16 protein-coding genes are annotated in these 20,029 nt (G+C 64.6%); 11 read left to right on the forward strand and 5 right to left on the reverse strand.

All coding sequences use genetic code 11. The annotated features are described in order from the left end of the window. Positions 1–111: 111 nt before the first annotated feature. The 3 genes from NMG10_RS07420 to NMG10_RS07430 are packed head-to-tail and all read right to left on the reverse strand — an operon-like array spanning position 112 to position 4,708. Positions 112–1,440, reverse strand: coding sequence for a TldD/PmbA family protein (locus NMG10_RS07420; protein ID WP_254464088.1), 1,329 nt, complete (start codon positions 1,438–1,440; stop codon positions 112–114). Continuing rightward, the gene (locus NMG10_RS07425; RefSeq protein WP_254464089.1) at positions 1,440–2,882 is read right to left on the reverse strand and encodes a TldD/PmbA family protein; all 1,443 of its coding nucleotides are present in this window, start codon (positions 2,880–2,882) and stop codon (positions 1,440–1,442) included. Before NMG10_RS07425 ends, NMG10_RS07420 begins: the two co-directional genes overlap by 1 nt. A gap of 29 nt (positions 2,883–2,911) precedes the next feature. Continuing rightward, positions 2,912–4,708 (reverse strand): acyl-CoA dehydrogenase, encoded by a 1,797-nt coding sequence (locus NMG10_RS07430; protein ID WP_254464090.1) that lies wholly within the window; start codon positions 4,706–4,708, stop codon positions 2,912–2,914. 277 nt (positions 4,709–4,985) lie between these two features. Here NMG10_RS07430 and NMG10_RS07435 point away from each other — a divergent pair, with 277 nt between their 5' ends. The 4 genes from NMG10_RS07435 to NMG10_RS07450 all read left to right on the forward strand — a co-directional run bounded on the left by NMG10_RS07435 (position 4,986) and on the right by NMG10_RS07450 (position 6,705). Further along, positions 4,986–5,318 carry a type II toxin-antitoxin system RelE/ParE family toxin gene (locus tag NMG10_RS07435; protein WP_203648230.1) on the forward strand — a complete coding sequence of 111 codons (333 nt, stop codon included), beginning with the start codon at positions 4,986–4,988 and terminating at the stop codon, positions 5,316–5,318. 49 nt (positions 5,319–5,367) lie between these two features. Then, positions 5,368–5,652 carry a helix-turn-helix domain-containing protein gene (locus NMG10_RS07440; RefSeq protein ID WP_110734806.1) on the forward strand — a complete coding sequence of 95 codons (285 nt, stop codon included), beginning with the start codon at positions 5,368–5,370 and terminating at the stop codon, positions 5,650–5,652. Positions 5,653–6,045: 393 nt separating this feature from the next. Further along, positions 6,046–6,288: a hypothetical protein gene (locus NMG10_RS07445; RefSeq protein ID WP_046854291.1), complete on the forward strand. Its 243-nt coding sequence runs from the start codon at positions 6,046–6,048 to the stop codon at positions 6,286–6,288. Positions 6,289–6,441: 153 nt separating this feature from the next. Next, the gene (locus tag NMG10_RS07450; protein WP_254464091.1) at positions 6,442–6,705 is read left to right on the forward strand and encodes a DUF3077 domain-containing protein; all 264 of its coding nucleotides are present in this window, start codon (positions 6,442–6,444) and stop codon (positions 6,703–6,705) included. Positions 6,706–6,862: 157 nt separating this feature from the next. Here NMG10_RS07450 and putA read toward each other — a convergent pair whose 3' ends face one another. Further along, positions 6,863–10,813 (reverse strand): trifunctional transcriptional regulator/proline dehydrogenase/L-glutamate gamma-semialdehyde dehydrogenase, encoded by a 3,951-nt coding sequence (gene putA, locus NMG10_RS07455; protein ID WP_232856299.1) that lies wholly within the window; start codon positions 10,811–10,813, stop codon positions 6,863–6,865. 96 nt (positions 10,814–10,909) lie between these two features. Further along, on the reverse strand, positions 10,910–11,173 hold the full coding sequence (locus NMG10_RS07460) for a hypothetical protein (protein ID WP_232856300.1): 264 nt from the start codon (positions 11,171–11,173) through the stop codon (positions 10,910–10,912). Here NMG10_RS07460 and putP point away from each other — a divergent pair. The 7 genes from putP (at position 11,172) to NMG10_RS07495 (ending at position 20,020) form a co-directional block, all read left to right on the forward strand. Then, the gene (gene putP / locus NMG10_RS07465; protein WP_254464092.1) at positions 11,172–12,650 is read left to right on the forward strand and encodes a sodium/proline symporter PutP; all 1,479 of its coding nucleotides are present in this window, start codon (positions 11,172–11,174) and stop codon (positions 12,648–12,650) included. The two genes, NMG10_RS07460 and putP, sit on opposite strands and share 2 nt — an antisense overlap. Positions 12,651–12,792: 142 nt before the next feature. Next, complete coding sequence (locus NMG10_RS07470) at positions 12,793–13,629, forward strand: 23S rRNA (adenine(2030)-N(6))-methyltransferase RlmJ (protein ID WP_203648224.1); 837 nt, start codon at positions 12,793–12,795, stop codon at positions 13,627–13,629. Between the two features lie 234 nt (positions 13,630–13,863). Further along, positions 13,864–15,621, forward strand: a complete 1,758-nt coding sequence (locus tag NMG10_RS07475; RefSeq protein WP_028688304.1) for a carbamoyltransferase — start codon at positions 13,864–13,866, stop codon at positions 15,619–15,621. Continuing rightward, positions 15,605–16,735 (forward strand): glycosyltransferase, encoded by a 1,131-nt coding sequence (locus NMG10_RS07480; protein ID WP_232856302.1) that lies wholly within the window; start codon positions 15,605–15,607, stop codon positions 16,733–16,735. Before NMG10_RS07475 ends, NMG10_RS07480 begins: the two co-directional genes overlap by 17 nt. Then, positions 16,735–17,631, forward strand: a complete 897-nt coding sequence (locus tag NMG10_RS07485) for an antimicrobial resistance protein Mig-14 (protein ID WP_232856303.1) — start codon at positions 16,735–16,737, stop codon at positions 17,629–17,631. Before NMG10_RS07480 ends, NMG10_RS07485 begins: the two co-directional genes overlap by 1 nt. 2 nt (positions 17,632–17,633) lie before the next feature. After that, positions 17,634–19,061 (forward strand): PIG-L deacetylase family protein, encoded by a 1,428-nt coding sequence (locus NMG10_RS07490; protein ID WP_203648220.1) that lies wholly within the window; start codon positions 17,634–17,636, stop codon positions 19,059–19,061. After that, positions 19,058–20,020, forward strand: coding sequence for a glycosyltransferase (locus NMG10_RS07495; protein ID WP_203648219.1), 963 nt, complete (start codon positions 19,058–19,060; stop codon positions 20,018–20,020). Before NMG10_RS07490 ends, NMG10_RS07495 begins: the two co-directional genes overlap by 4 nt. Positions 20,021–20,029: the final 9 nt, after the last annotated feature.

The raw sequence follows: 20,029 nt of genomic DNA on the forward strand, positions 1-20,029 counted from the left end.
TCTACGTTTTGTGTTGCCTGTGCCGACCTCTTCGCGGGTAAACCCGCTCCCACAGGGTTATCGACAAACCTGTGGGAGCGGGTTTACCCGCGAAGAGGTCGGTCCTGCGGATCACAGTGTCAGGGTCAACCCCTTCAGCAACGCCCCCGGCAGATGACTCGACCCGGTGCTGCGCTGCCCGTAGGTGCTGGTCGAGAGGATCATCTCGCGCTCCTGGGTCAGGTCCTCCAGCTGGCTACCCAGCAGGTTGTACAGGCTGTCGTCGAAGCGCATGGTGCTTACCGGCCCCTGGATCTGGCCGTTTTCCACCCAGAAGGTGGCGAAGCGGGTCAGCCCGGTCATGCGCGCGGCGGGCAGGTCCGAGTAGTTCAGGTACCACAGGTTGCTGATGTACAGCCCGGTGCCCAGACGCTCCAGCACCTCTTCGCCGGGCAGGTTGCCCGGGGCCAGGCTCAGCGCGCACGGTGACTCATGGCTGTCGGCGCCATTGGCCTCCTGGGCGAACTCGGCGGCGCTGCGGGCGCTTACCAGCCGCTCCAGCGCACGGCCTTCGCCGATCAGCAGCAGGTCGCGACGGGGCGAGCCCTCGTCGGAGAACGCCGGGCTCAGCGAGCCGCTGACCTGCTCGCTGAAGCTCACTTGTGGGCTCAGTTGCGCGTCGCCGTTGTACAGGCGCTGCAGCGGGCTGTTGCCCGTGGCCAGGGCCTGGGCGGAGAAACCACCCCAGCAGAGCATGCCAGCAATCTCGTCCATCGCCGCCGGCGCCAGGTAGGCACGGTAGCTGCCGGGCTTGAGGGTGACGGCCGGTCGGCCCAGATGCTCGAGCTGTTCGCGGGCCTGGCGCAGGCGCGCGGCGAAGGTCTCGCCGCTCCAGGCCTGCCCGGCATAGTTGGCCTTGACCGCCTGGCCGTTGGCGTGGAACAGGCTCCAGTCGAAGTTGAAGCTGTTGGCCTGGTGCCAGCCGAAGGCCCCGAAGGAGCTGGCGAAGCCCCGGCAGATGGGGCCGGCGGCGTAGATGCCGACCAGGTCCAGGTCACCGGCGTCGTGTTCGACCAGGGTCAGCACGTCATCCAGCTCGGGCAGTGGCTGCTCCAGCAGACTGTGGCTGTGCCAAGCGCTCTGATCGAGGCTCAGGTACGGGTCGACCGGCAGCAACGGCAGGGTCTGACGCAGTTGCCCGAGGCCGTCGTGCAGGCGCTGGCGATCCAGCCCGGCGTCATCGCCCAGGGTGATGTGCTGCTCGGCCTGGCGGCCGTCGCGGATCAATCGCAACTGCACGCTGGCCTGGGCGACCAATCCGGCCTGGCGCACCTTGGCATGGTTGAAGCGTACAAACTGCGAATGCTCGGCGTTGTAGCCGAGGGTGAACTGCTCCTCGGGCAGCACCGCGTCGCGAAGGGCGCCAAGCAGGTCCTCGAAGCGTTGTTGATACGTGCTCATCAGGCGTCTCCCCCGAATACGTCGATCTGGCGGAACACGCAGGCGGGCGATGCGTGACCGACCCGCACCACCTGGTTGGGCTCGCCCTTGCCGCAGTTGGGGGTGCCAAGCACCTGGAAGGTGCTGCTGTCGCCCACGGCCGAGAGGTTGCGCCAGAAATCGGCGGAGATGCCCCGGTAGTTAGGATTCTTGACCACGCCCTTGAGCTCGCCGTGCTCGATCAACTGCCCCCACTCGCAACCGAACTGGAACTTGTTGCGCGCATCGTCGATGGACCAGGAGCGGTTGGTGCGCATCAGGATGCCGTGCTCGATGCCACTGACCAGTTGCGCGAGCGACTGGTCGCCCGGCTCGATGTTGAGGTTGGCCATGCGGTCGATCGGCGCCCGATTCCAGCCGCAGGCACGGCTGTTGGCCACGCCGTCCAGGCCCGAGCGCAGCTGTGACAACGCGCCGCCCAGGGGGCGAACCAGCAGGCCGTCGCGGATCAGGAACTGCTTGCTGGCCGGGGTGCCGTCGTCATCGAAGCTGTAGCTGGCCAGCTCCTCGCGAAGGGTCGGGTCGAAGGTCACGTTGAGCAGCTTCGAGCCGTATTGCAGATGGCCGAAGTCGCCGGCTTTGACGAAGCTGGTACCGGCGTAGTTGCGCTCATCGCCCAGGATGCGATCCAGCTCCAGTGGATGGCCGATGGACTCGTGGATCTGCAGCATCATCTGGTCGGGCATCAGCAGCAGGTCGCGCCGGCCACTCGGGGTATTGGGTGCCAGCAGCAATTGCAGCGCCTCGTCAGCCACGCGGCGGGCCGCGCCGACCAGGCCGCAGCGCTCGATCACCTCGACGCCGCCCTGTTGGCCGAAGTTCTCCCGGCCCAGGCTGCGGCTCTGGCTATCCTGGCCGTCGCTGGCGGTGACACCCAGGCCCGGGTAGACGAAGCGCTGGGCATGGCGCAGCTCGGCGCCGGCGGAGTTCAGGTAGGTCTGCTCGACCACGCTGATGCCAAGGCTAGCCTGCCAGTCCACCAGGCGTTCGTCACGTGGCACGCTGGCCGATTCGGCGGCCAGCAGGTCCAGGCAGTCGGCGAGGTTGGGCAGGGGCTGTTCGAAGTTGGGCGAGACATGGTCGTGGCGCCCGTCCGGGGCCGGCTGGCCGCTCAGGTCGAGCAGGCTGCTGGCCTTGATCCGCCGGGCCAGCGCCTCGGCCTGCTCCAGGGCGCGTTGCAGCCCGGCCTGGGACAGGTCGGCGGTGGCCGCGTAGGCCTCGACGCCATCCACCCGCACGGTGAGCATGGCGCCTTCGTCCTGGCTGAAGAAGGGCGGCTCGGCGACGTTGCGCCGTACCGACAGTGACTGGTGCGATTGTTTCACATGGCGAAGCGAGAACAGTTCGGCCGTGCTGCGCAGCGCGGCAAAGCGCTGGCGCAGCAGGGTGCTGGAGTCGAACATGGAAATCTCCGTGTGTGCGGTGGCTCCCCCTAGAACCACCCCTCTTGCATCGCGAGGCAGGTGTCGTCGCGGGCCTCGAGCAAAGCGAGGTCATTATGGCAGCCCGGCACCTCCCAGGTGAGGAAATAACGCGCGGCCTGGAGCTTGCCCTGATAGAAGTCGCGGTCGCTGCCCTTGAGCAGGCCGACCTCGGCATGAATGGCCTGCTCCAGCCAGCGCCAGCCGATCACGCAGTGGCCGAACACCTTGAGGTACAGCGCCGAGTTGGCCAGCGCGCCGGCGACCTTGCCGGCGGCCAGGTCGCCGAGCAGGGCGAGGGTCACGCTTTGCAGGCGATTGACCAGGTGCTCCAGGGGCTGGCGCAACGGATCGAGGTTCGGGTGATGGCTGGCGCGCTCGCAGGTGCCGGCGATCAGGCGAATCAGTTGCTTGAGCCCGGCGCCGTTGTTCTGCGCCAGCTTGCGCCCGAGCAGGTCGAGGGACTGGATGCCCTCGGTGCCCTCGTGGATCGGGTTGAGACGGTTGTCGCGGTAATACTGCTCGACCGGGTATTCGCGGGTGTAGCCGTGGCCGCCAAGGATCTGGATCGCCAGTTCGTTGGCTTTCAGGCAGAACGCCGAGGGCCAGGACTTGACGATGGGGGTGAGCAGGTCGAGCAGTTCCAAGGCTTGCCGGCGAGCCTCAGCATCCGCGGCGGTGTGGGTGTCATCGAACAGCCGGGCAGCGTACAGGCCCAGGTCGAAAGCACCCTCGACGTAGGCCTTCTGTGCCAGCAGCATGCGCTTCACATCGCTGTGCTCGATGATCGGCACGGCGGGGCTGTGCGGGTCCTTGTTGTCCGGCAGGCGGCCCTGTGGACGTTGACGGGCATAGTCCAGGGAATACAGGTAACCGGCGTAACCCAGCATCACCGCGCCCATGCCGACGCCGATGCGCGCCTCGTTCATCATCTGGAACATGCAGGCCAGGCCCTGGTGCGGTTGGCCCACCAGGTAGCCGACGCACTGGCCGTTGTCCCCGAAGTTAAGCGCGGTGGAGGTGGTCCCGCGCCAGCCCATCTTGTGGAACAGCCCGGCCAGCAGCACGTCGTTGCGTGGCCCCAGGCTGCCGTCGGCGTTGACCAGGTACTTGGGCACGATGAACAGCGAGATGCCCTTCACCCCGGGCGGCGCGTCCGGCAGCTTGGCCAGGACCATGTGCACGATGTTCTGCGAAAGCTCGTGGTCGCCACCGGAGATGAAGATCTTGTTGCCCTTGAGCTGGTAGGTGCCGTCGCCCGCGGGTTCGGCGCGGGTGCGGATATCGGCCAGCGACGAGCCAGCGTGGGGTTCGGTCAGGGCCATGGTGCCGAAGTAGCGGCCCTCGATCATCGGTTGCAGGAACAGGCGTTTCTGTTCGTCGCTGCCGAAGCTCTCGATCAGGTTGGCCGCGCCCATGGTCAGGAACGGGTAGGCCGTGGTGCCGGCGTTGGCGGCCTGGAAGTGGGCGAAGCAGGCCTGCGATACCAGGCTGGGCAGCTGCATGCCGCCGACTTCGAAGTCGCGGTTGGCGTTGAGAAAGCCCGCTTCGAGGAAGGCGTCGACCGCAGGCTTAACGTCCGGGATCAGCTCGGCGCGGCCGTCCACGTAGCGCGGCTCATTTTCGTCGCCCTTGCGGTTGTGCGGGGCGAAGTACTTTTCGGCAATGGTACGGGCGGTGGTCAGCGCCGCGTCGAAGGTCTCGCGGCTGTGCTCGGCGAAGCGCGGGCGCTGGGTCAGGGCTTCGGCGTCGAGGACTTCGTAGAGTTCGAAGGCGAGGTTGCGGCTGCTGAGGAGTTGCTCGGACATGGCGGCATTCCTGGTTCGGGATGCAGCGAGTCTAGGCAAGGTAATAGGGCAGGGGACAGGTTAATTGGTTTGGGTGATATGGGGGCAGAAGTTGCCATCGCCCAGGCCGTCTTTGGGTTGCGCCGGGCAGTATGGGCGTAGGTGTTACCCGTCGCAAAGCCTTGTCACGCAATTGCACTTATATCGATATCGATATAGTTTTATCTTTGCCGCTCATGGAGAGCTTACGTCTCCGATAAGGACAAGCCAGGCGAGTGCATTGGCGGGAGCGTGCAGGATGCATGATGGGCAAAAGCCAATCGAATGGTTGGGTAGCAGCAAGCAGGACCTGCGGGACTTTCCGATTGTGGCAAGGCAGCGGGCCGGGTATCAGCTGGAGCTGATCCAGGACGGTGAGGCCCCCTTCGACTGGAAACCAATGGAAAGCGTTGGGCCTGGGACGCGGGAAATCCGCATCAAGTGTCAGGACGGGGCGTTTCGGGTGTTCTACGTCGTGAGTCGACCAGAAGCGGTTTATGTCCTGCACGCGTTTCGCAAGACGACCGAGAAGACGGAAAAGCGCGATATCGATCTGGCGAAAGCGCGATACAAATTGTTGGGCGCCTGCTGAGCTGGAGTCGACAGTGTTTGAACGAGATGGATGCACAGAGGGATTTGCGATGACAAACGAACGCTCCACTTCGGTATGGGATGCGCTGTTCGACTCACCGGAAGAGGCCGAGAACCTGCGGCTTCGGGCGAAGCTGATGAGGGTGTTGGCCAGGATTGTCCGGTCCTGGGATCTGCCGCAGAAAGACGCAGCACGGCGACTGCATCTGACTCAGCCACGCTTGAGTGACTTGCTCAATGGCAAGATAGACAAGTTCTCGCTGGATGCACTGGTGAATATTCTGGCGAACGCCGACCTGGAAGTTGACTTCACGGTGAAAAAGAAATCGGCCTGATGGCTGTTTTGGCCTCAAATTAATCGCAGCTTTCCAGTCGCACCTATGGCTCGAATGGCCGAGCCGCAGTGCGTTTCCTACGCAGATTCCAAGACTTTCCCTATTCCATGTAGTCCAATTCCCAAACATACTCCCAAGCCCTTTCAAGCCATTGCGGTGCTCCGGGTTGGCCTCTAGTCTCGGACGGTCGCTGCACAATCAGCGACCGGCTTTGACAGGCCGATTATCAAGAGCTTACTCAACGGCTTTGCCCTTTATGGCGGCTGTATGTGGGGCACTTCGCGTGCGCCGGGGTTTTGCTCTTGCTGACCGGTCTGTCAACCCATATACAGCTGCCACCTTCTTGTTTGACAGCAACGGGTGGTGGTCCCACTTGATCAGCAAGAGGTAGCTATGTTGAAGATTGTCCCCGATCCCCCCCACAACCCTCATTCCCTCGAAGACACCCTCATCCAGGCCACCGAGTACGCCCTGTGCGCCTTGACCGTGGCCCATCACGCCGTACAGCTCAAACCCAGGTCGCCGGCTGCCGTGTTGATGATGGCGTCGATGCATGAAATGGAGTCGCTGCGTGTGTTGCTCGAAGCGGCATTGATCCAGGTGCAGATGCCGGCGCAGGCGCCAACGTTGCACTAGGCCGCAAGGCATGTGCTGCCTGGTCGGGCCCTTTCGCGGGTAAACCCGCTCCCACAGGTTCATCTGTGCCTTGGAGCCAGCGCTGTACCTGTGGGAGCGGGTTTACCCGCGAAGAGGCCCGCACAGGCACCCACCATTTCAGGGAGAAAAATCATGACTACCGACAACACCCCCACCACCGCCGGCAAGACCAAGTTCTACCAAGGCGAAGGCCAGACCGACCCGCTGTTCTGCATCGAGCCCGGCATCCCCTGCCAGCACGCCCGCGACCAGGCCTCGGAGCTGATGGGCTGCGTACGCGACCTGACCATCACCGGGATCATGGAGGAAAAGCCCCAGTTGCTCTGGGCGTCGTATTACCTGAGCGCCCTGGCCAAGGCATTGATGGATGATGCCGAACTCGGCATGAAACACTGAGATTTGTGCAGTCAGTGCCGGCCTCTTCGCGGGTAAACCCGCTCCCACAGTGGTCACCTGTGCCTTAAGGCCCGCGCTGTACCCGCGAAGAGGCCCGCGAGGGGCTAATAAAAAAGGAGAGCCTGAGCTCTCCTTTTCCGTTCAACGACTGTCAGCGTCAGCCGATGGTCATCAGGCTGGCGTTACCGCCCGCCGCCGCGGTGTTAACACTCACCGCCCGCTCGATCACCAGGCGCTCCAGGGCGATCTGGTGATCGCCGCTCGAAAGCCCGTGCACGCCGACGATCGCGCCGGCACGCTTGGCCACCTGCTCGCAGACGCCGCGCAACTGGTCGGAGTGACCGTGGTGGATGACCGCGTCGAAGGCCACCTCGTCCTTGCTCCAGTCGGCCACCAGCTTGATCTTCGCCTGCAGCTCTTTCGGCAGACGGCCGCGCACGATCTTGGCCGGTTCGCCGTCCTGGAACACCGCCGAGCTACCCACGGCCAGTACCGCCGCCAGCTGGGCCAGCAGGTCGGCCTCGTTGTCGGCCAGGCACAGCACGTGTTCGCGTGGCAGCACGCTGTAGGTGTTGCGCTCGCCGGTCGGGCCTGGCAGCACGCGGGTGATGCCGCTCTGCGACTGCTCGGCGAACTGCTCGCACAGCGCGGCCAGGTCGCTCATCTGGCTGCTGGCCGCCCAGGTCTTGAGGGTGGTCAGCGGCTTGAGCTGCTGGTCGCGCAGGGTGGTGTCGGCCTGGCTGCGCGCATCGTCGGCCTGGAAGTGGCGGGCGATGGCGTCGGCCGGGCGGGTCGACAGCAGGCGGTACAGGTACAGTGGGCCACCGGCTTTCGGGCCGGTGCCCGACAGGCCTTCACCGCCGAACGGCTGCACGCCGACCACGGCACCGACGATGTTGCGGTTGACGTACATGTTGCCGGCGTTGACGTTGTCCACCACCTTGGCGATGGTCTCGTCGATGCGGGTGTGCACGCCCAGGGTCAGGCCGTAGCCGGAAGCGTTGATCTGCTCGATCAGCTGGTCCAGGTCCTTGCGGTTGTAGCGCACCACGTGCAGCACCGGGCCGAAGATCTCGCGCTTGAGCTCGTCGAAGCTTTCCAGCTCGATCAGGGTCGGCATCACGAAGGTGCCGCGCTTGATTTCCTCGCCTTCGGCGATGGCCACCTGGTAGACGGTGCGGCCTTTGTCGCGCATGCCCTGGATGTGCTTCTCGATACCAGCCTTGGCTTCGGCGTCGATCACCGGGCCGATGTCCACGGACAGGCGCTCCGGGTTGCCCAGGCGGCTTTCGGCCATGGCGCCCTTGAGCATCTCGATCACGCGGTCGGCGGAGTCTTCCTGCAGGCACAGCACGCGCAGGGCCGAGCAACGCTGGCCGGCGCTGTCGAATGCGGAGGACACCACGTCGATCACCACCTGCTCGGTCAGCGCCGAGGAGTCGACGATCATGGCGTTCTGGCCGCCGGTTTCGGCGATCAGCGGGATCGGGCGGCCCTGGTTGTCCAGGCGGCCGGCGATGTTGCGCTGCAGCAGGCGGGCGACTTCAGTGGAACCGGTGAACATCACGCCCTTGACGCGCTCGTCACCGACCAGGCCGGCACCGACGGTTTCGCCCTGGCCTGGCAGCAGTTGCAGCACGCCTTCGGGGATGCCGGCTTCCAGCAGCAGGCGCACGGCCTGGGCGGCGACCAGCGGGGTCTGTTCGGCCGGCTTGGCCAGTACCGGGTTGCCAGCGGCGAGGGCCGCGGCCACCTGGCCGGAGAAGATCGCCAGCGGGAAGTTCCACGGGCTGATGCACACCACCGGGCCCAGCGGGCGGCAGCTGTCGTTGCGCAGGTCGTTGCGTGCCTGCACCGCGTAGTAGCGCAGGAAGTCCACGGCCTCGCGCACCTCGGCGATGGCGTTGGCGTAGGTCTTGCCGGCTTCGCGCACCAGCAGGCCCATCAGCGGCTGGATGTCGGCTTCCATCAGGTCGGCGGCGCGTTCGAGGATCGCGGCGCGCTCGGCCGGCGGGGTGGCCTGCCAGATCGGCGCGGCGTTCAGCGCGCACTGGATGGCGTTGTCGACGTCGGCGACGGTGGCTTCCTGCACATGACCCACGACATCGCGGTGGTCGGCCGGGTTGAGCACCGGCGCGGCCGGCTGTTCGCTGGCGGCGCAGCCCAGCAGCGGGGCGGCTTTCCAGTCGTTGTGGGCGGTGGCCAGCAGGGCGCAGGACAGCGACGCCAGGCGGTGTTCGTTGGCCATGTCGATGCCGGCCGAGTTGGCCCGCTCGCTGCCGTACAGTTCACGCGGCATCGGGATGCGCGGGTGCGGCAGGCCGATGCTGCCCTCTTGGGTGCCCATGCGCTCGATGCTGGCGACCGGGTCGGCGACCAGTTCCTGGATGGAGATCGAGTGGTCGGCGATGCGGTTGACGAACGAGGTGTTGGCGCCGTTTTCCAGCAGGCGGCGGACCAGGTAGGCCAGCAGGGTCTCGTGGGTGCCGACCGGCGCGTACACGCGGCACGGACGGTTCAGCTTGCCCTCGGAAATCTTGCCCACGACTTGCTCGTACAGCGGTTCGCCCATGCCGTGCAGGCACTGGAACTCGTACTGGCCCGGGTAGTAGTTCTGCCCGGCGATGGTGTAGATGGCCGACAGGGTGTGGGCGTTGTGGGTGGCGAACTGCGGGTAGATGGCTTCTGGCACGGCCAGCAGCTTGCGGGCGCAGGCGACGTAGGACACGTCGGTGTACACCTTGCGGGTGTAGACCGGATAGCCTTCCAGGCCCTCGACCTGGGCGCGCTTGATCTCGCTGTCCCAGTAGGCGCCCTTCACCAGGCGGATCATCAGGCGGTGACGGCTGCGCTTGGCCAGGTCGATGACGTAGTCGATCACGTACGGGCAGCGCTTCTGGTAGGCCTGGATGACGAAGCCGATACCGTTCCAGCCGGCCAGCGACGGCTCGAAGCACAGGCGCTCGAGCAGGTCCAGCGACAGCTCCAGGCGGTCGGCTTCCTCGGCGTCGATGTTCAGGCCGATGTCGTACTGCTTGGCCAGCAGGGTCAGCGACAGCAGGCGCGGGTACAGCTCGCTCATCACGCGTTCGTACTGGGCGCGGCTGTAGCGTGGGTGCAGGGCCGAGAGCTTGATCGAGATGCCCGGGCCTTCATAGATGCCACGGCCGTGCGAAGCCTTGCCGATCGAGTGGATCGCCTGCTCGTAGGAGGCCAGGTATTTCTGCGCGTCGTGCTCGGTCAGCGCGGCTTCGCCGAGCATGTCGTAGCTGTAGCGGAAGCCCTTGGCTTCGAACTTGCTGGCGTTGGCCAGGGCCTCGGCGATGGTCTCGCCGGTGACGAATTGCTCGCCCATCAGGCGCATGGCCATGTCGACGCCCTTGCGGATCATCGGCTCGCCGCTCTTGCCGATGATGCGGGTGAGCGAGGAGGTCAGGCCGGATTCGTTGTGGGTGCTGACCAGCTTGCCGGTCAGCAGCAGGCCCCAGGTGGCGGCGTTGACGAACAGCGACGGGCTGTTGCCCAGGTGCGGCTGCCAGTTGCCGGTGCTGATCTTGTCGCGGATCAGCGCGTCACGGGTACCTTTGTCGGGGATGCGCAGCAGCGCTTCGGCCAGGCACATCAGCGCCACGCCTTCCTGGGACGACAGCGAGAACTCCTGCAGCAGGCCCTGGACGATGCCGGCACGGCCACCGGCGCTCTTCTGGTTGCGCAGCTTGTCGGCCAGGTTCGCGGCCAGCTTGTTGGTGGCTTCTGCCTGGGCGGCCGGCAGGCGTGCCTGCTCCAGCAGCATTGGCACCACTTCCTGCTCGGGGCGGCGGTAGGCGGCAGTGATCGCCGAGCGCAGTACCGACTGCGGCAGGATGCTTTCGGCGAACTCCAGGAAGCACTGGTGGGCGTGGTCGGCGGCGACTTCGCCGGCGTCATCGCCAGCGGCGGCATGGCCGTTGAGGTCGTTCAGGGTGGCGCCACCCTCGAGCTTCTCGAGATAGTTGAAGATCGCTTGCTTGATCAACCAGTGCGGCGTGCGGTCGATGGACTGCGCAGCTGCTTTGAGTCGCTCACGGGTCGGGTCGTCGAGTTTGACCCCAAGGGTGGTCGTCGCCATTTCTTATCCTCGTTATTGGCCACGGATGTGACCTAAGCTGAAGGCAAGATTAGCCTGTAGGACAATTCGGGTGCAACCGGGTGCAACCCGAATTCTTCACGGTAAAGGTGCAACTCGTCTGAAGGCTGTTTCCTTACAGCCAAAACGGTCTTTTTTACTGCTTTTGCTTATGTAAAACGCTGTGTTTGCTCCGAAAAGGAGCAAAAAAGGGGCTTTATCCGAAAAGCCATGGCTGGGTGCAACTTGCAAATGAAAAATGGTTGCACCTCGTTCATGTTGTTGCATAGGATGCGCCGCCTGGGTGCAACCGTCGTGCGCGGCGGTCGCAAGAGATAAAAACAACGCCAGGGCACAACTCATGGGCAATCCACTAACGATCACCTTCGTGGTCTACATTGCGGCAATGGTGCTGATCGGCTTCGCCGCCTATCGCTCCACCAAGAACCTTTCCGACTATATTCTCGGCGGCCGTAGTCTCGGCAGCGTGGTCACCGCGCTTTCCGCCGGCGCATCGGACATGAGCGGCTGGCTGTTGATGGGCCTGCCGGGCGCAATCTACTTCGCGGGCCTTTCCGAGGCCTGGATCGCCATCGGCCTGACCGTCGGCGCCTACCTGAACTGGCTGTTCGTCGCCGGCCGTCTGCGCGTGCAGACCGAGCACAACGGTGACGCCCTGACCCTGCCGGACTACTTCTCCAGCCGTTTTGAAGACCAGACCGGTCTGCTGCGGATCATCTCGGCGATCGTCATCCTGGTGTTCTTCACCATCTACTGCGCTTCCGGCATCGTCGCCGGCGCCCGTCTGTTCGAAAGCACCTTCGGCATGTCCTACGAGACCGCTCTGTGGGCCGGTGCCGCGGCCACCATCGCCTACACCTTCGTTGGTGGCTTCCTGGCGGTGAGCTGGACCGATACCGTGCAGGCCTCGCTGATGATCTTCGCGCTGATCCTGACCCCGATCATCGTGCTGATCTCCACCGGTGGCTTCGATACCACCTTCCTGGCGATCGAGGCGGTGAACCCGGCTCACTTCGACATGTTCAAGGGCGCGACCTTCATCGGCATCATCTCGCTGATGGGTTGGGGCCTGGGCTACTTCGGCCAGCCGCACATCCTGGCGCGCTTCATGGCCGCCGACTCGGTCAAGTCGATCGCCAACGCCCGCCGCATCTCCATGACCTGGATGATCCTGTGCCTGGCCGGTACCTGCGCCGTCGGTTTCTTCGGCATCGCCTACTTCTCGGCGCATCCTGACCTGGCGGGTCCGGTGACCGAGAACCATGAGCGCGTGTTCATCGAGCTGGCCAAGATCCTGTTCAACCCATGGATCGCCGGTGTGCTGCTGTCGGCCATCCTGGCCGCGGTGATGAGCACCCTGAGCTGCCAGCTGCTGGTGTGCTCCAGCGCCCTGACCGAGGACTTCTACAAGTCGTTCCTGCGCAAGAATGCCTCGCAGACCGAGCTGGTCTGGGTCGGTCGCCTGATGGTCCTGGCCGTTGCCTTGATCGCCATCGCCATGGCCGCCAACCCCGAGAACCGCGTGCTGGGCCTGGTGGCCTACGCCTGGGCCGGCTTCGGTGCCGCCTTCGGTCCGGTGGTGCTGATCTCGGTGCTGTGGAAGGGCATGACTCGCAACGGCGCGCTGGCTGGTATCGTGGTCGGTGCGCTGACCGTGATCCTGTGGAAGAACTACGTGGACATGGGTCTGTACGAGATCATTCCGGGCTTCCTGTTCGCCAGCATCGCCATCTTTGTGGTGAGCAAGCTGGGCAGCCCGTCGAACAGCATGGTTTCGCGTTTTGAAACTGCTGATGCGGCGTACCACGCTGAGAAGTAACGCCTGCTGAATCGGCGTTATCCCTATCGCGGGGCAAGCCCGCTCCCACGTGTCCTCGGGCATTTGTGGGAGCGGGCTTGCCCCGCGATGCTTTTTGCCGGCTGCAAGGCAAGGTAAACTTGGCGCCCCCGCAGGAGTCCTCATGAACTATCGTCACGCCTTCCACGCCGGCAATCACGCCGACGTCCTCAAGCACATCGTGCTCACCCGCCTCATCGCCCTGATGTCGCGCAAGGAGCAGCCGTTCGCCTACATCGACACTCACGCTGGCCTGGGTCTCTACGACCTGCAGGGTGACCAGGCGAGCCGTACCGGCGAATACCTCGAGGGCGTGGCCCGCCTGTGGAACCGCGACGACCTGCCGGAAGCGGCCGCAGACTACCTGCGCATCATCAAACGCCTGAACCCGGATGGCGAGCTGCGCTACTACCCGGGCTCGCCCGAGCTCGCGCGCCGCCTGATGCGCCAGCAGGACCGCGCCTTGCTCAACGAGAAGCACCCTGAAGATGGGGCGCTGCTCAAGGAGAACATGAAGAAGGATCCGCGGGTCACCGTTCACCTGGGTGAAGGCTGGCACATCCCGCGGGCGCTTCTGCCGGTGCAGGAAAAGCGCGCCATCATGCTGATCGACCCGCCGTTCGAGCAGGCCGACGAGCTCAAGCGCTGCACCGTGGCCATGAAAGAGGCGATCGGTCGCATGCGCCAGACTGTCGCGGCGATCTGGTACCCGATCAAGGACCAGCGCTCGCTGACCCGTTTCTACCAGGACCTGACCAGCACCGGCGCGCCGAAGCTGCTGCGGGTCGAGTTGTACGTGCATCACCAGGACAGCCCACAGGGCCTGAACGGCTCGGGCCTGGCCATCGCCAACCCGCCTTGGGGCCTGGAAGATGAGCTCAAGACGCTGCTGCCGTGGCTGGCCAAGGAGCTGGCGCAGACCGCCGGCAGCTTGCGCATGGACTGGCTGATCGCCGAATAACCCGCACGAACCCTGTAGGAGCGGCCTTGTGCCGCGAAAGGGCTGCGCAGCGGCCCCGGATTTCATATGCGCCGCTGAAATTGCCGGGGCTGCTTCGCAGCCCTTTCGCGGCACAAGGCCGCTCCTACAAGGGGGCGGTGTGTCCGCCATCTTTGCGTTATAATCCCGCCCTTTAGCCGCCATCCGCCCGAATGGCCGTTGGCGCACTTCATACCGATTTGAGAGGCTAGACCCTTGGCACTGACGATTCTTGGCCTGTCCGGCGCCCTTAGCCATGACCCTTCCGCGGCCCTGTACATCGACGGCAAGCTGATTGCCGCCGCCGAAGAAGAGCGCTTCGTGCGTGACAAGCATGCGAAGAACCGCATGCCCTACGAGTCGGCGAAGTTCTGCCTGGAGCAGGCCGGCATCAAGCCGTCTGACGTCGACGTGGTGGCCATTCCGTTCGCCCCGATCAGCCTGTTCGGCAAGGCCCGCTGGCACTACGCCAAGCGCTACTGGTACGCCCCGGACCGCGCCCTGGACGCGCTGCTGATGGGCAACCGCCGCTACAAGCGCTACCGCAAGAAGATCGTCTGGTGCCTGGAGCAACTGGGCTTCGATCCGAAAAAGATCAAGATCGAGCCGGTCGAGCACCACCTGGCCCACGCCTCCAGCGCCTACCACTGCTCGGGTTTCAAAGAGAAAACCGCGATCCTCGGTATCGACGGCAAGGGCGAGTACGCCACCACTTTCTTCGGCTACGGCGAAAACGGCAAGATTCACAAGATCAAGGAATTCTTCGATCCGGACTCGCTGGGTGGCCTGTATGGCGCGATCACCGAGTTCCTCGGCTTCGAAATGCTCGATGGCGAGTTCAAGGTCATGGGCATGGCGCCGTATGGCGACGCCAGCAAGTATGACTTCTCGCGCCTGGCCAGCTTCGAAAACGGCGAGCTGGTGATCAACACCGAATACGCCAACGTTATCGGCCTGCGTCGCTATAAAGAGAAGGGCAAGGGCTTCTACTTCTCGCCCAAGCTGATCGAGTGGCTGGGCCCGAAACGTGAAGGCGACATCGCCGACGAGCCGTACATCCACTACGCCGCCAGCATGCAGGCGCTGTTCGAGAAGCTGGCCCTGCAGATGATCGACCATTACCTGGGCGACACGCTGAAAGAGACCGGCAAGCTGGCCTTCGCCGGCGGTTGCGCGTTGAACGTCAAGCTGAACCAGAAGATCATCGCCCGTGATGATGTGAAGGAGCTGTTCGTCCAGCCGGCCTCCGGCGACGCCGGTACCGCCGTTGGTGCGGCCGCCTACGTTTCCCACGCCCGTGGCGTGCCGGTCGAGAAGATGGAGCATGTCTACCTCGGCCCTGCGTATTCCAACGAAGACGTGATCGCCGCCTGTGCCCGTCACCCGAGCCAGCCGAAATGGCGCAAGCTCGAGAACATGCCTGAGCAGATCGCCAAGATCATGGTCGATGGCAACCCGGTGGCCTGGTTCCAGGGGCGCATGGAATTCGGTCCGCGCGCTCTGGGCGGTCGTTCGATCATTGGCTGCCCGAGCGTGGAAGGCGTGGCCGACCGCATCAACCACCAGATCAAGTTCCGCGAACGCTGGAGACCTTTCTGCCCGTCGATGCTCGACACCGTCGCGCCGCAGATGATCAAGATCGATCACCCCGCGCCATTCATGACCTTCACCTTCGAAGTCGCCGAAGAGTGGAAGACCCGCGTGCCGGAAGTCGTCCACGAGGACGGCACTTCGCGCGCCCAGGTGCTCAAGCGCGAGTACAACCCGCGCTACTACGACATGATGAAGGCGCTGGAAGACCTGACCGGCAACGGCGTGTCGCTGAACACCTCGCTGAACCGCCGTGGCGAACCGATGATCTGCTCGCCGACCGACGCCCTGAACATGTTCTTCGGCTCGGACCTGCAGTACCTGATCATGGAAGACATCCTGGTGGTCAAGGAAGGCGCCGCGCCGTATGACCAGCCGCTCTGAACCGCGCATCCTGCAGTTCTGCCATGGCTATGACGGGCCGTTCCTCGATTGTGCCCGTCAATACGCCAGCCTGTTCCAGGGCAGCGGCTACAAGGTCACTACCGTGTTCCTCACCGGGGCAGCCGACGCGAAAGTAGCGGCTGGCTGTGCCTCGGACGAGGTGCTGTTTCTCGAGTTCAGTTCCAAGGCCGTGCGCGGCCTGAAGCTGGGCGCGATCCGCGCGCTGCGCAAGATCGCCGCGCAGCGCAATTTCAGCTTTTGCATCGCCCACCGCTTCAAGCCGATCTATGTTGCGCTGCTGGGGACCGGCTTGCCGGTAATCGGCGTGCACCATGCCTTCGGTGATTATGAGCGCAAGGGGCGGCGGCTGTTCGCCAACCTGTTCCGCAAGCGCCTGAGCCTGCTCGGTGTGTCGGATGCGGTGCGCGACGACATGCGACGCTGCCTGGGCCAGTGGCCGGCCGAGCGTATCCAGACTTTGTACAACCGCATCGATGTCGAGGCACTGCAGGCCAGCCTGGTGCCGCGTGACGAGGCGCGCCGGGCCTTGGGCCTGGATGAACGTGCCTGGGTGGTCGGTAACGTCGGTCGCCTGCATCCGGACAAGGACCAGGCCACGCTGCTGCGTGGTTTCGCCGAAGCCTTGCCGGGGTTGCCGGCCGGTGCACGCCTGGCGATCCTGGGCAAGGGGCGCCTCGAGGCGAAACTCAAGGCCCTGGCTGCCGAGTTGGGCATCGCCGGGCAGGTCGACTTCCTCGGCCAGGTGCCGGATGCACGCCGCTATTTCCGCGCTTTCGACGTGTTCGCCCTGAGCTCCGACCATGAGCCGTTCGGCATGGTCCTGCTCGAAGCCATGGTCGCTGGCGTGCCGGTGCTGGCCACCGCCTGTGGCGGCGCCCGGGAAGTGGTCGAGGGTGTGGGTGTGCTGTTCCCGCTGGGCGATGCCGCGCAGCTGGCCCAGGGCTTGAAGCACATGGCCGGACTGGACGCGCAGCAGCGCGAGGCATGCGCCGGGCATATGCTGCAGCGCCTGCAGCAGCGCTTCAGTGACTCGGCAGTGCGGGATGCCTTCTGGCAACTGCCGCACGTCCGCGCGCTGATGGCGGAGGCCTGATGCTCAATCATCTCAAGGCCTGGCGTGAACGCGGCTGGCAAGTGATCGATGCGGCCGCCTACAACGAAGCCTGGCAGCGTTTTGGCGGCAGTGTCGCCACGCACCCGTTGGTGATCGAGCAACTGGCGGACCTGGCCGGGATCCCGGTGCGTTACCTGGGCTGGTTCCAGGGCGCCGAGCTCAAGGCCGCGCTGCCAACCTGGGGGCGCCACCTGGCGCTGTCCAAGGACGTGCTCAAGCGTGAAGGCAAGAAAGGCCTGTTCGACCTGGGCAATGCCGAGATCATCCTGCCAGCCGCCGCCGATGCCGGGGCGCCACTGCGCCACGCCGGTCGCTACCTGTCGGAGTTGAACCAGGGCCGTTTCGCCGGCCTGAAGGCACAACCTGAGCAGTTGGCCATGGCGCGGCCCCATGAAGATCTGTCGAAGAAATTCCGCTACAACCAGCGTCGTGAGCTGCGCCTGCTGGAAGAGGCGGGTGGCCAGGTGCGACCGATCGGCGATTTCACTGCAGCCGAGACCGCCGCGATGTACTGTGACTTGTTCCAGCGTCGCTGGGGCTTCCCGGCCACCGGCGCGGCCCGCATGGCAGAGGTGGTCGAGCGCCTGCGCGAGCTGCTGATCGGTTCGGTGCTGTTCCTTGAAGGGGCGCCCATCGCCATTCAACTGGTGTATCGCGTCGAGGCGCCGCAATGGATCAGCGTCGAATATGTAAACGGCGGTGTCGATCCAGAGACCAAGGCTTTCAGCCCTGGTAGCGTATTGAGCTTCCTCAATACCCAGGCCGCCTGGGAGGATGCCAATACCCGCGGCAAGGCGCTGCGGTTCTCGTTCGGTCGGTCCGACCGGGAGTACAAGGATCGTTGGTGCAACCCCGTCAACGTCTTCCAGGTCTGAACATGAGCGCCAACAAACAGCAACTGCTCAAACGCCATCGCAAGCGCAAACGGGTGATCCTGCTGCTGGCGCTGGTCGTGCTGCTGTTCTCGGCGCTGTGGGCGCTGTGGCTGCCGCCCGTGCTCGCGGTGCTGCTGTGGGTGGCTCATGAGGCCTGGTTTTCCGACCACCTCTTCTATGTGCCGGGCAGCGACTACCAGTACGACCTGCAAGCCAGCGAGCGTCATGCGCTGCGCAGCCAGGGTGGGGTGCTGGCCTTGCCGGGCGATTGCACGCTGGACGGTAGCGAGACCCTGTTGTTGCGGGTGAGCCTGCGCGCCGGCTGGTTGGGGCGGCTGTTCGATCCGGCAGTACGTATCGACGGTGGTGTCGCCGATTACCAGGCCTTCGAGCGGGGTGTGAGAGGTGTGCGCTACCTGAACCTGAGCGGGCAGGCCGAGGCGCTGAACGCCGGACAGTTGCGCCTGAGTGGTCGCCATTGTCGCGTAGCACCCGAGATGGAGTTGCTGGTGCTGCGTCACCCCGACTACCTGGCTGGCACCCTGATGGTTATCGCCCCTCATGCCGACGATGCCGAGCTGGCGGCGTTCGCTGCCTATTCCCAGGCGAAGAGCAGCTGGATCGTGACCCTCACCGCTGGCGAGATCGAGAACGAGTACTACCGCGACACCTTCGGCCTCGACCTGGTCGAGGCGGCCCGGCTCAAGGGCCAATTGCGCAGCTGGGACAGCGTCGCCGTGCCGCGTTGGGCCGGCGTGCCTTCCAGTCAATCCGTGCAGTTGGGCTATTTCTGCATGCAGTTGCCTGCCATGCAGGCCGAGCCCGAGGCATCGATCCCGTCGCGCGAGGCGGACCTGGCCGACACCCGGCCATTCCGTCGTTTCAACGAAGTCGCGTTGCAAAGCGATGCCGATGGCCGGCCGAGCTGGACCAACCTGGTCCAGGACCTGCGCGAACTCATCGAGCGCGCGCGTCCGGCAACCATCGTGATGCCGCATCCGACCCTCGATCCGCACCCGGACCATGTGTGTGCCCATGACGCCTTGCAGCAGGCGTTGCAGAGCGCCGACTGGCGGCCTGAAACCCTGCTGTTCTACGCCAACCACCTGCACGACAATGACCGTTGGCCGATGGGTGATGCCGGTACCGGTGTACCTTTGCCACCCTTCTTCGATGCCGGCATGCCCATGCGCCCTTGGGTGCTTGGGGTGGATGCGCAAGAGCAGAGGCAAAAGGCCATCGCTTTGGGTATGATGCACGACCTGCAGCCTGCGGCCCCGCTCAAGCGCCGAATCCGTCGCTTCCTGCAGCGCTGCCTCGCCGCCCGGCGCTGGCCCGCATTCGGTGAAAATGAATTCTTCCGCAAGGCCGTACGGCGCCACGAACTGCTGTGGGTCGGCACAATGATCGACAAGAGAGAACCACGGTGAAAGTCCTGTTCCTGGTCCAGAAAGAGCAACGCGCCATCCTGGACCGTCTGTACGAAGGCATCGCGGCCGACTGCGAGTGCGATATCCGTTGGTTGACCGGTGACGAGCAGGCCGATCTGCGCAGCTATTTCCGCGAGCATGTGCAGGTCGAGCAGTACGACCGCATCCTGTTCTTCCTGCGGTTCAAGAAAGAGATCCGCCAGGCACGCTTCATTCGGACGATCCCGAACCTGGTGATCCTCGAGCACGACGCCTACCAGAATTACATTCCCTGCAAGTACACCGGCAAATTCAGCGAGTACTACCGCCAGCTGCCATGGGCGCGCATCATCACCTCCGGCGCAGTGGTCACCCGACGCCTGCGCGACGAAGGCTTCGACGCGATCTTCGTGCCCAAGGGTTACGACCAGGCGCTGCTGCGCAATGAAAACCATGAGCGTGATATCGAGTTGGCGTTCGTCGGCAGCCTGCGCAGCGTGGCCTACTCCGGGCGCAAGCAGATGCTCGAGTCGATTGCGGCGGTGGAAAACCTGCTGATCACCCGTACCAAATCCGGCGAGGAGTACAGCCGGACTCTCAGCCGCATCCGCTTTTTCGTCAGTGCCGACGTCGGCATGGGCGAGTACATGATCAAGAACTTCGAAGCCATGGCCTGTGGCTGCGTCCTGTTCGCCTATGACCAGGGCGAGGAAGAGAACCAGGCGCTGGGCTTCGTCGACATGCACAATATCGTGCTCTACCGCGACCTCGAGCAGTTGCGCGAGAAGCTCGCCCGGCTGCGTGGCGATCTCGCCCTGGCCGAGCGTATCTCGCGCAATGGCCAGCAGTTGGCCGAGCAGCGCTATACCTTCCACGCGCTCGGGCAGGCGATCACCGAGGCCATGCGCGCGCCGCTGCGCCCGGCCGCGAAGCCTGGCCTGCTGGAGCGTGTGCTGCTGGCCATCGGCCTGTCGCGTTAAGCCCTACAC

It is taken from the genome of Pseudomonas sp. DVZ6 (assembly GCF_024259445.1).
In the GTDB taxonomy this organism is placed as follows: Bacteria; Pseudomonadota; Gammaproteobacteria; order Pseudomonadales; family Pseudomonadaceae; genus Aquipseudomonas; species Aquipseudomonas peradeniyensis.

Excerpts from the sequence above, each read along its gene's own strand:
- NMG10_RS07485 (WP_232856303.1), top strand. The coding sequence starts at position 16,735 with ATGCTCAATCATCTCAAGGCCTGGCGTGAACGCGGCTGGCAAGTGATC.
- NMG10_RS07420 (WP_254464088.1), bottom strand. The coding sequence starts at position 1,440 with ATGAGCACGTATCAACAACGCTTCGAGGACCTGCTTGGCGCCCTTCGC.
- NMG10_RS07425 (WP_254464089.1), bottom strand. The coding sequence starts at position 2,882 with ATGTTCGACTCCAGCACCCTGCTGCGCCAGCGCTTTGCCGCGCTGCGC.
- NMG10_RS07430 (WP_254464090.1), bottom strand. The coding sequence starts at position 4,708 with ATGTCCGAGCAACTCCTCAGCAGCCGCAACCTCGCCTTCGAACTCTAC.
- NMG10_RS07480 (WP_232856302.1), top strand. The coding sequence starts at position 15,605 with ATGACCAGCCGCTCTGAACCGCGCATCCTGCAGTTCTGCCATGGCTAT.
- NMG10_RS07490 (WP_203648220.1), top strand. The coding sequence starts at position 17,634 with ATGAGCGCCAACAAACAGCAACTGCTCAAACGCCATCGCAAGCGCAAA.
- NMG10_RS07450 (WP_254464091.1), top strand. The coding sequence starts at position 6,442 with ATGACTACCGACAACACCCCCACCACCGCCGGCAAGACCAAGTTCTAC.
- NMG10_RS07435 (WP_203648230.1), top strand. The coding sequence starts at position 4,986 with ATGCATGATGGGCAAAAGCCAATCGAATGGTTGGGTAGCAGCAAGCAG.
- NMG10_RS07445 (WP_046854291.1), top strand. The coding sequence starts at position 6,046 with ATGTTGAAGATTGTCCCCGATCCCCCCCACAACCCTCATTCCCTCGAA.
- NMG10_RS07470 (WP_203648224.1), top strand. The coding sequence starts at position 12,793 with ATGAACTATCGTCACGCCTTCCACGCCGGCAATCACGCCGACGTCCTC.
- putP (WP_254464092.1), top strand. The coding sequence starts at position 11,172 with ATGGGCAATCCACTAACGATCACCTTCGTGGTCTACATTGCGGCAATG.
- NMG10_RS07440 (WP_110734806.1), top strand. The coding sequence starts at position 5,368 with ATGACAAACGAACGCTCCACTTCGGTATGGGATGCGCTGTTCGACTCA.
- NMG10_RS07460 (WP_232856300.1), bottom strand. The coding sequence starts at position 11,173 with ATGAGTTGTGCCCTGGCGTTGTTTTTATCTCTTGCGACCGCCGCGCAC.
- putA (WP_232856299.1), bottom strand. The coding sequence starts at position 10,813 with ATGGCGACGACCACCCTTGGGGTCAAACTCGACGACCCGACCCGTGAG.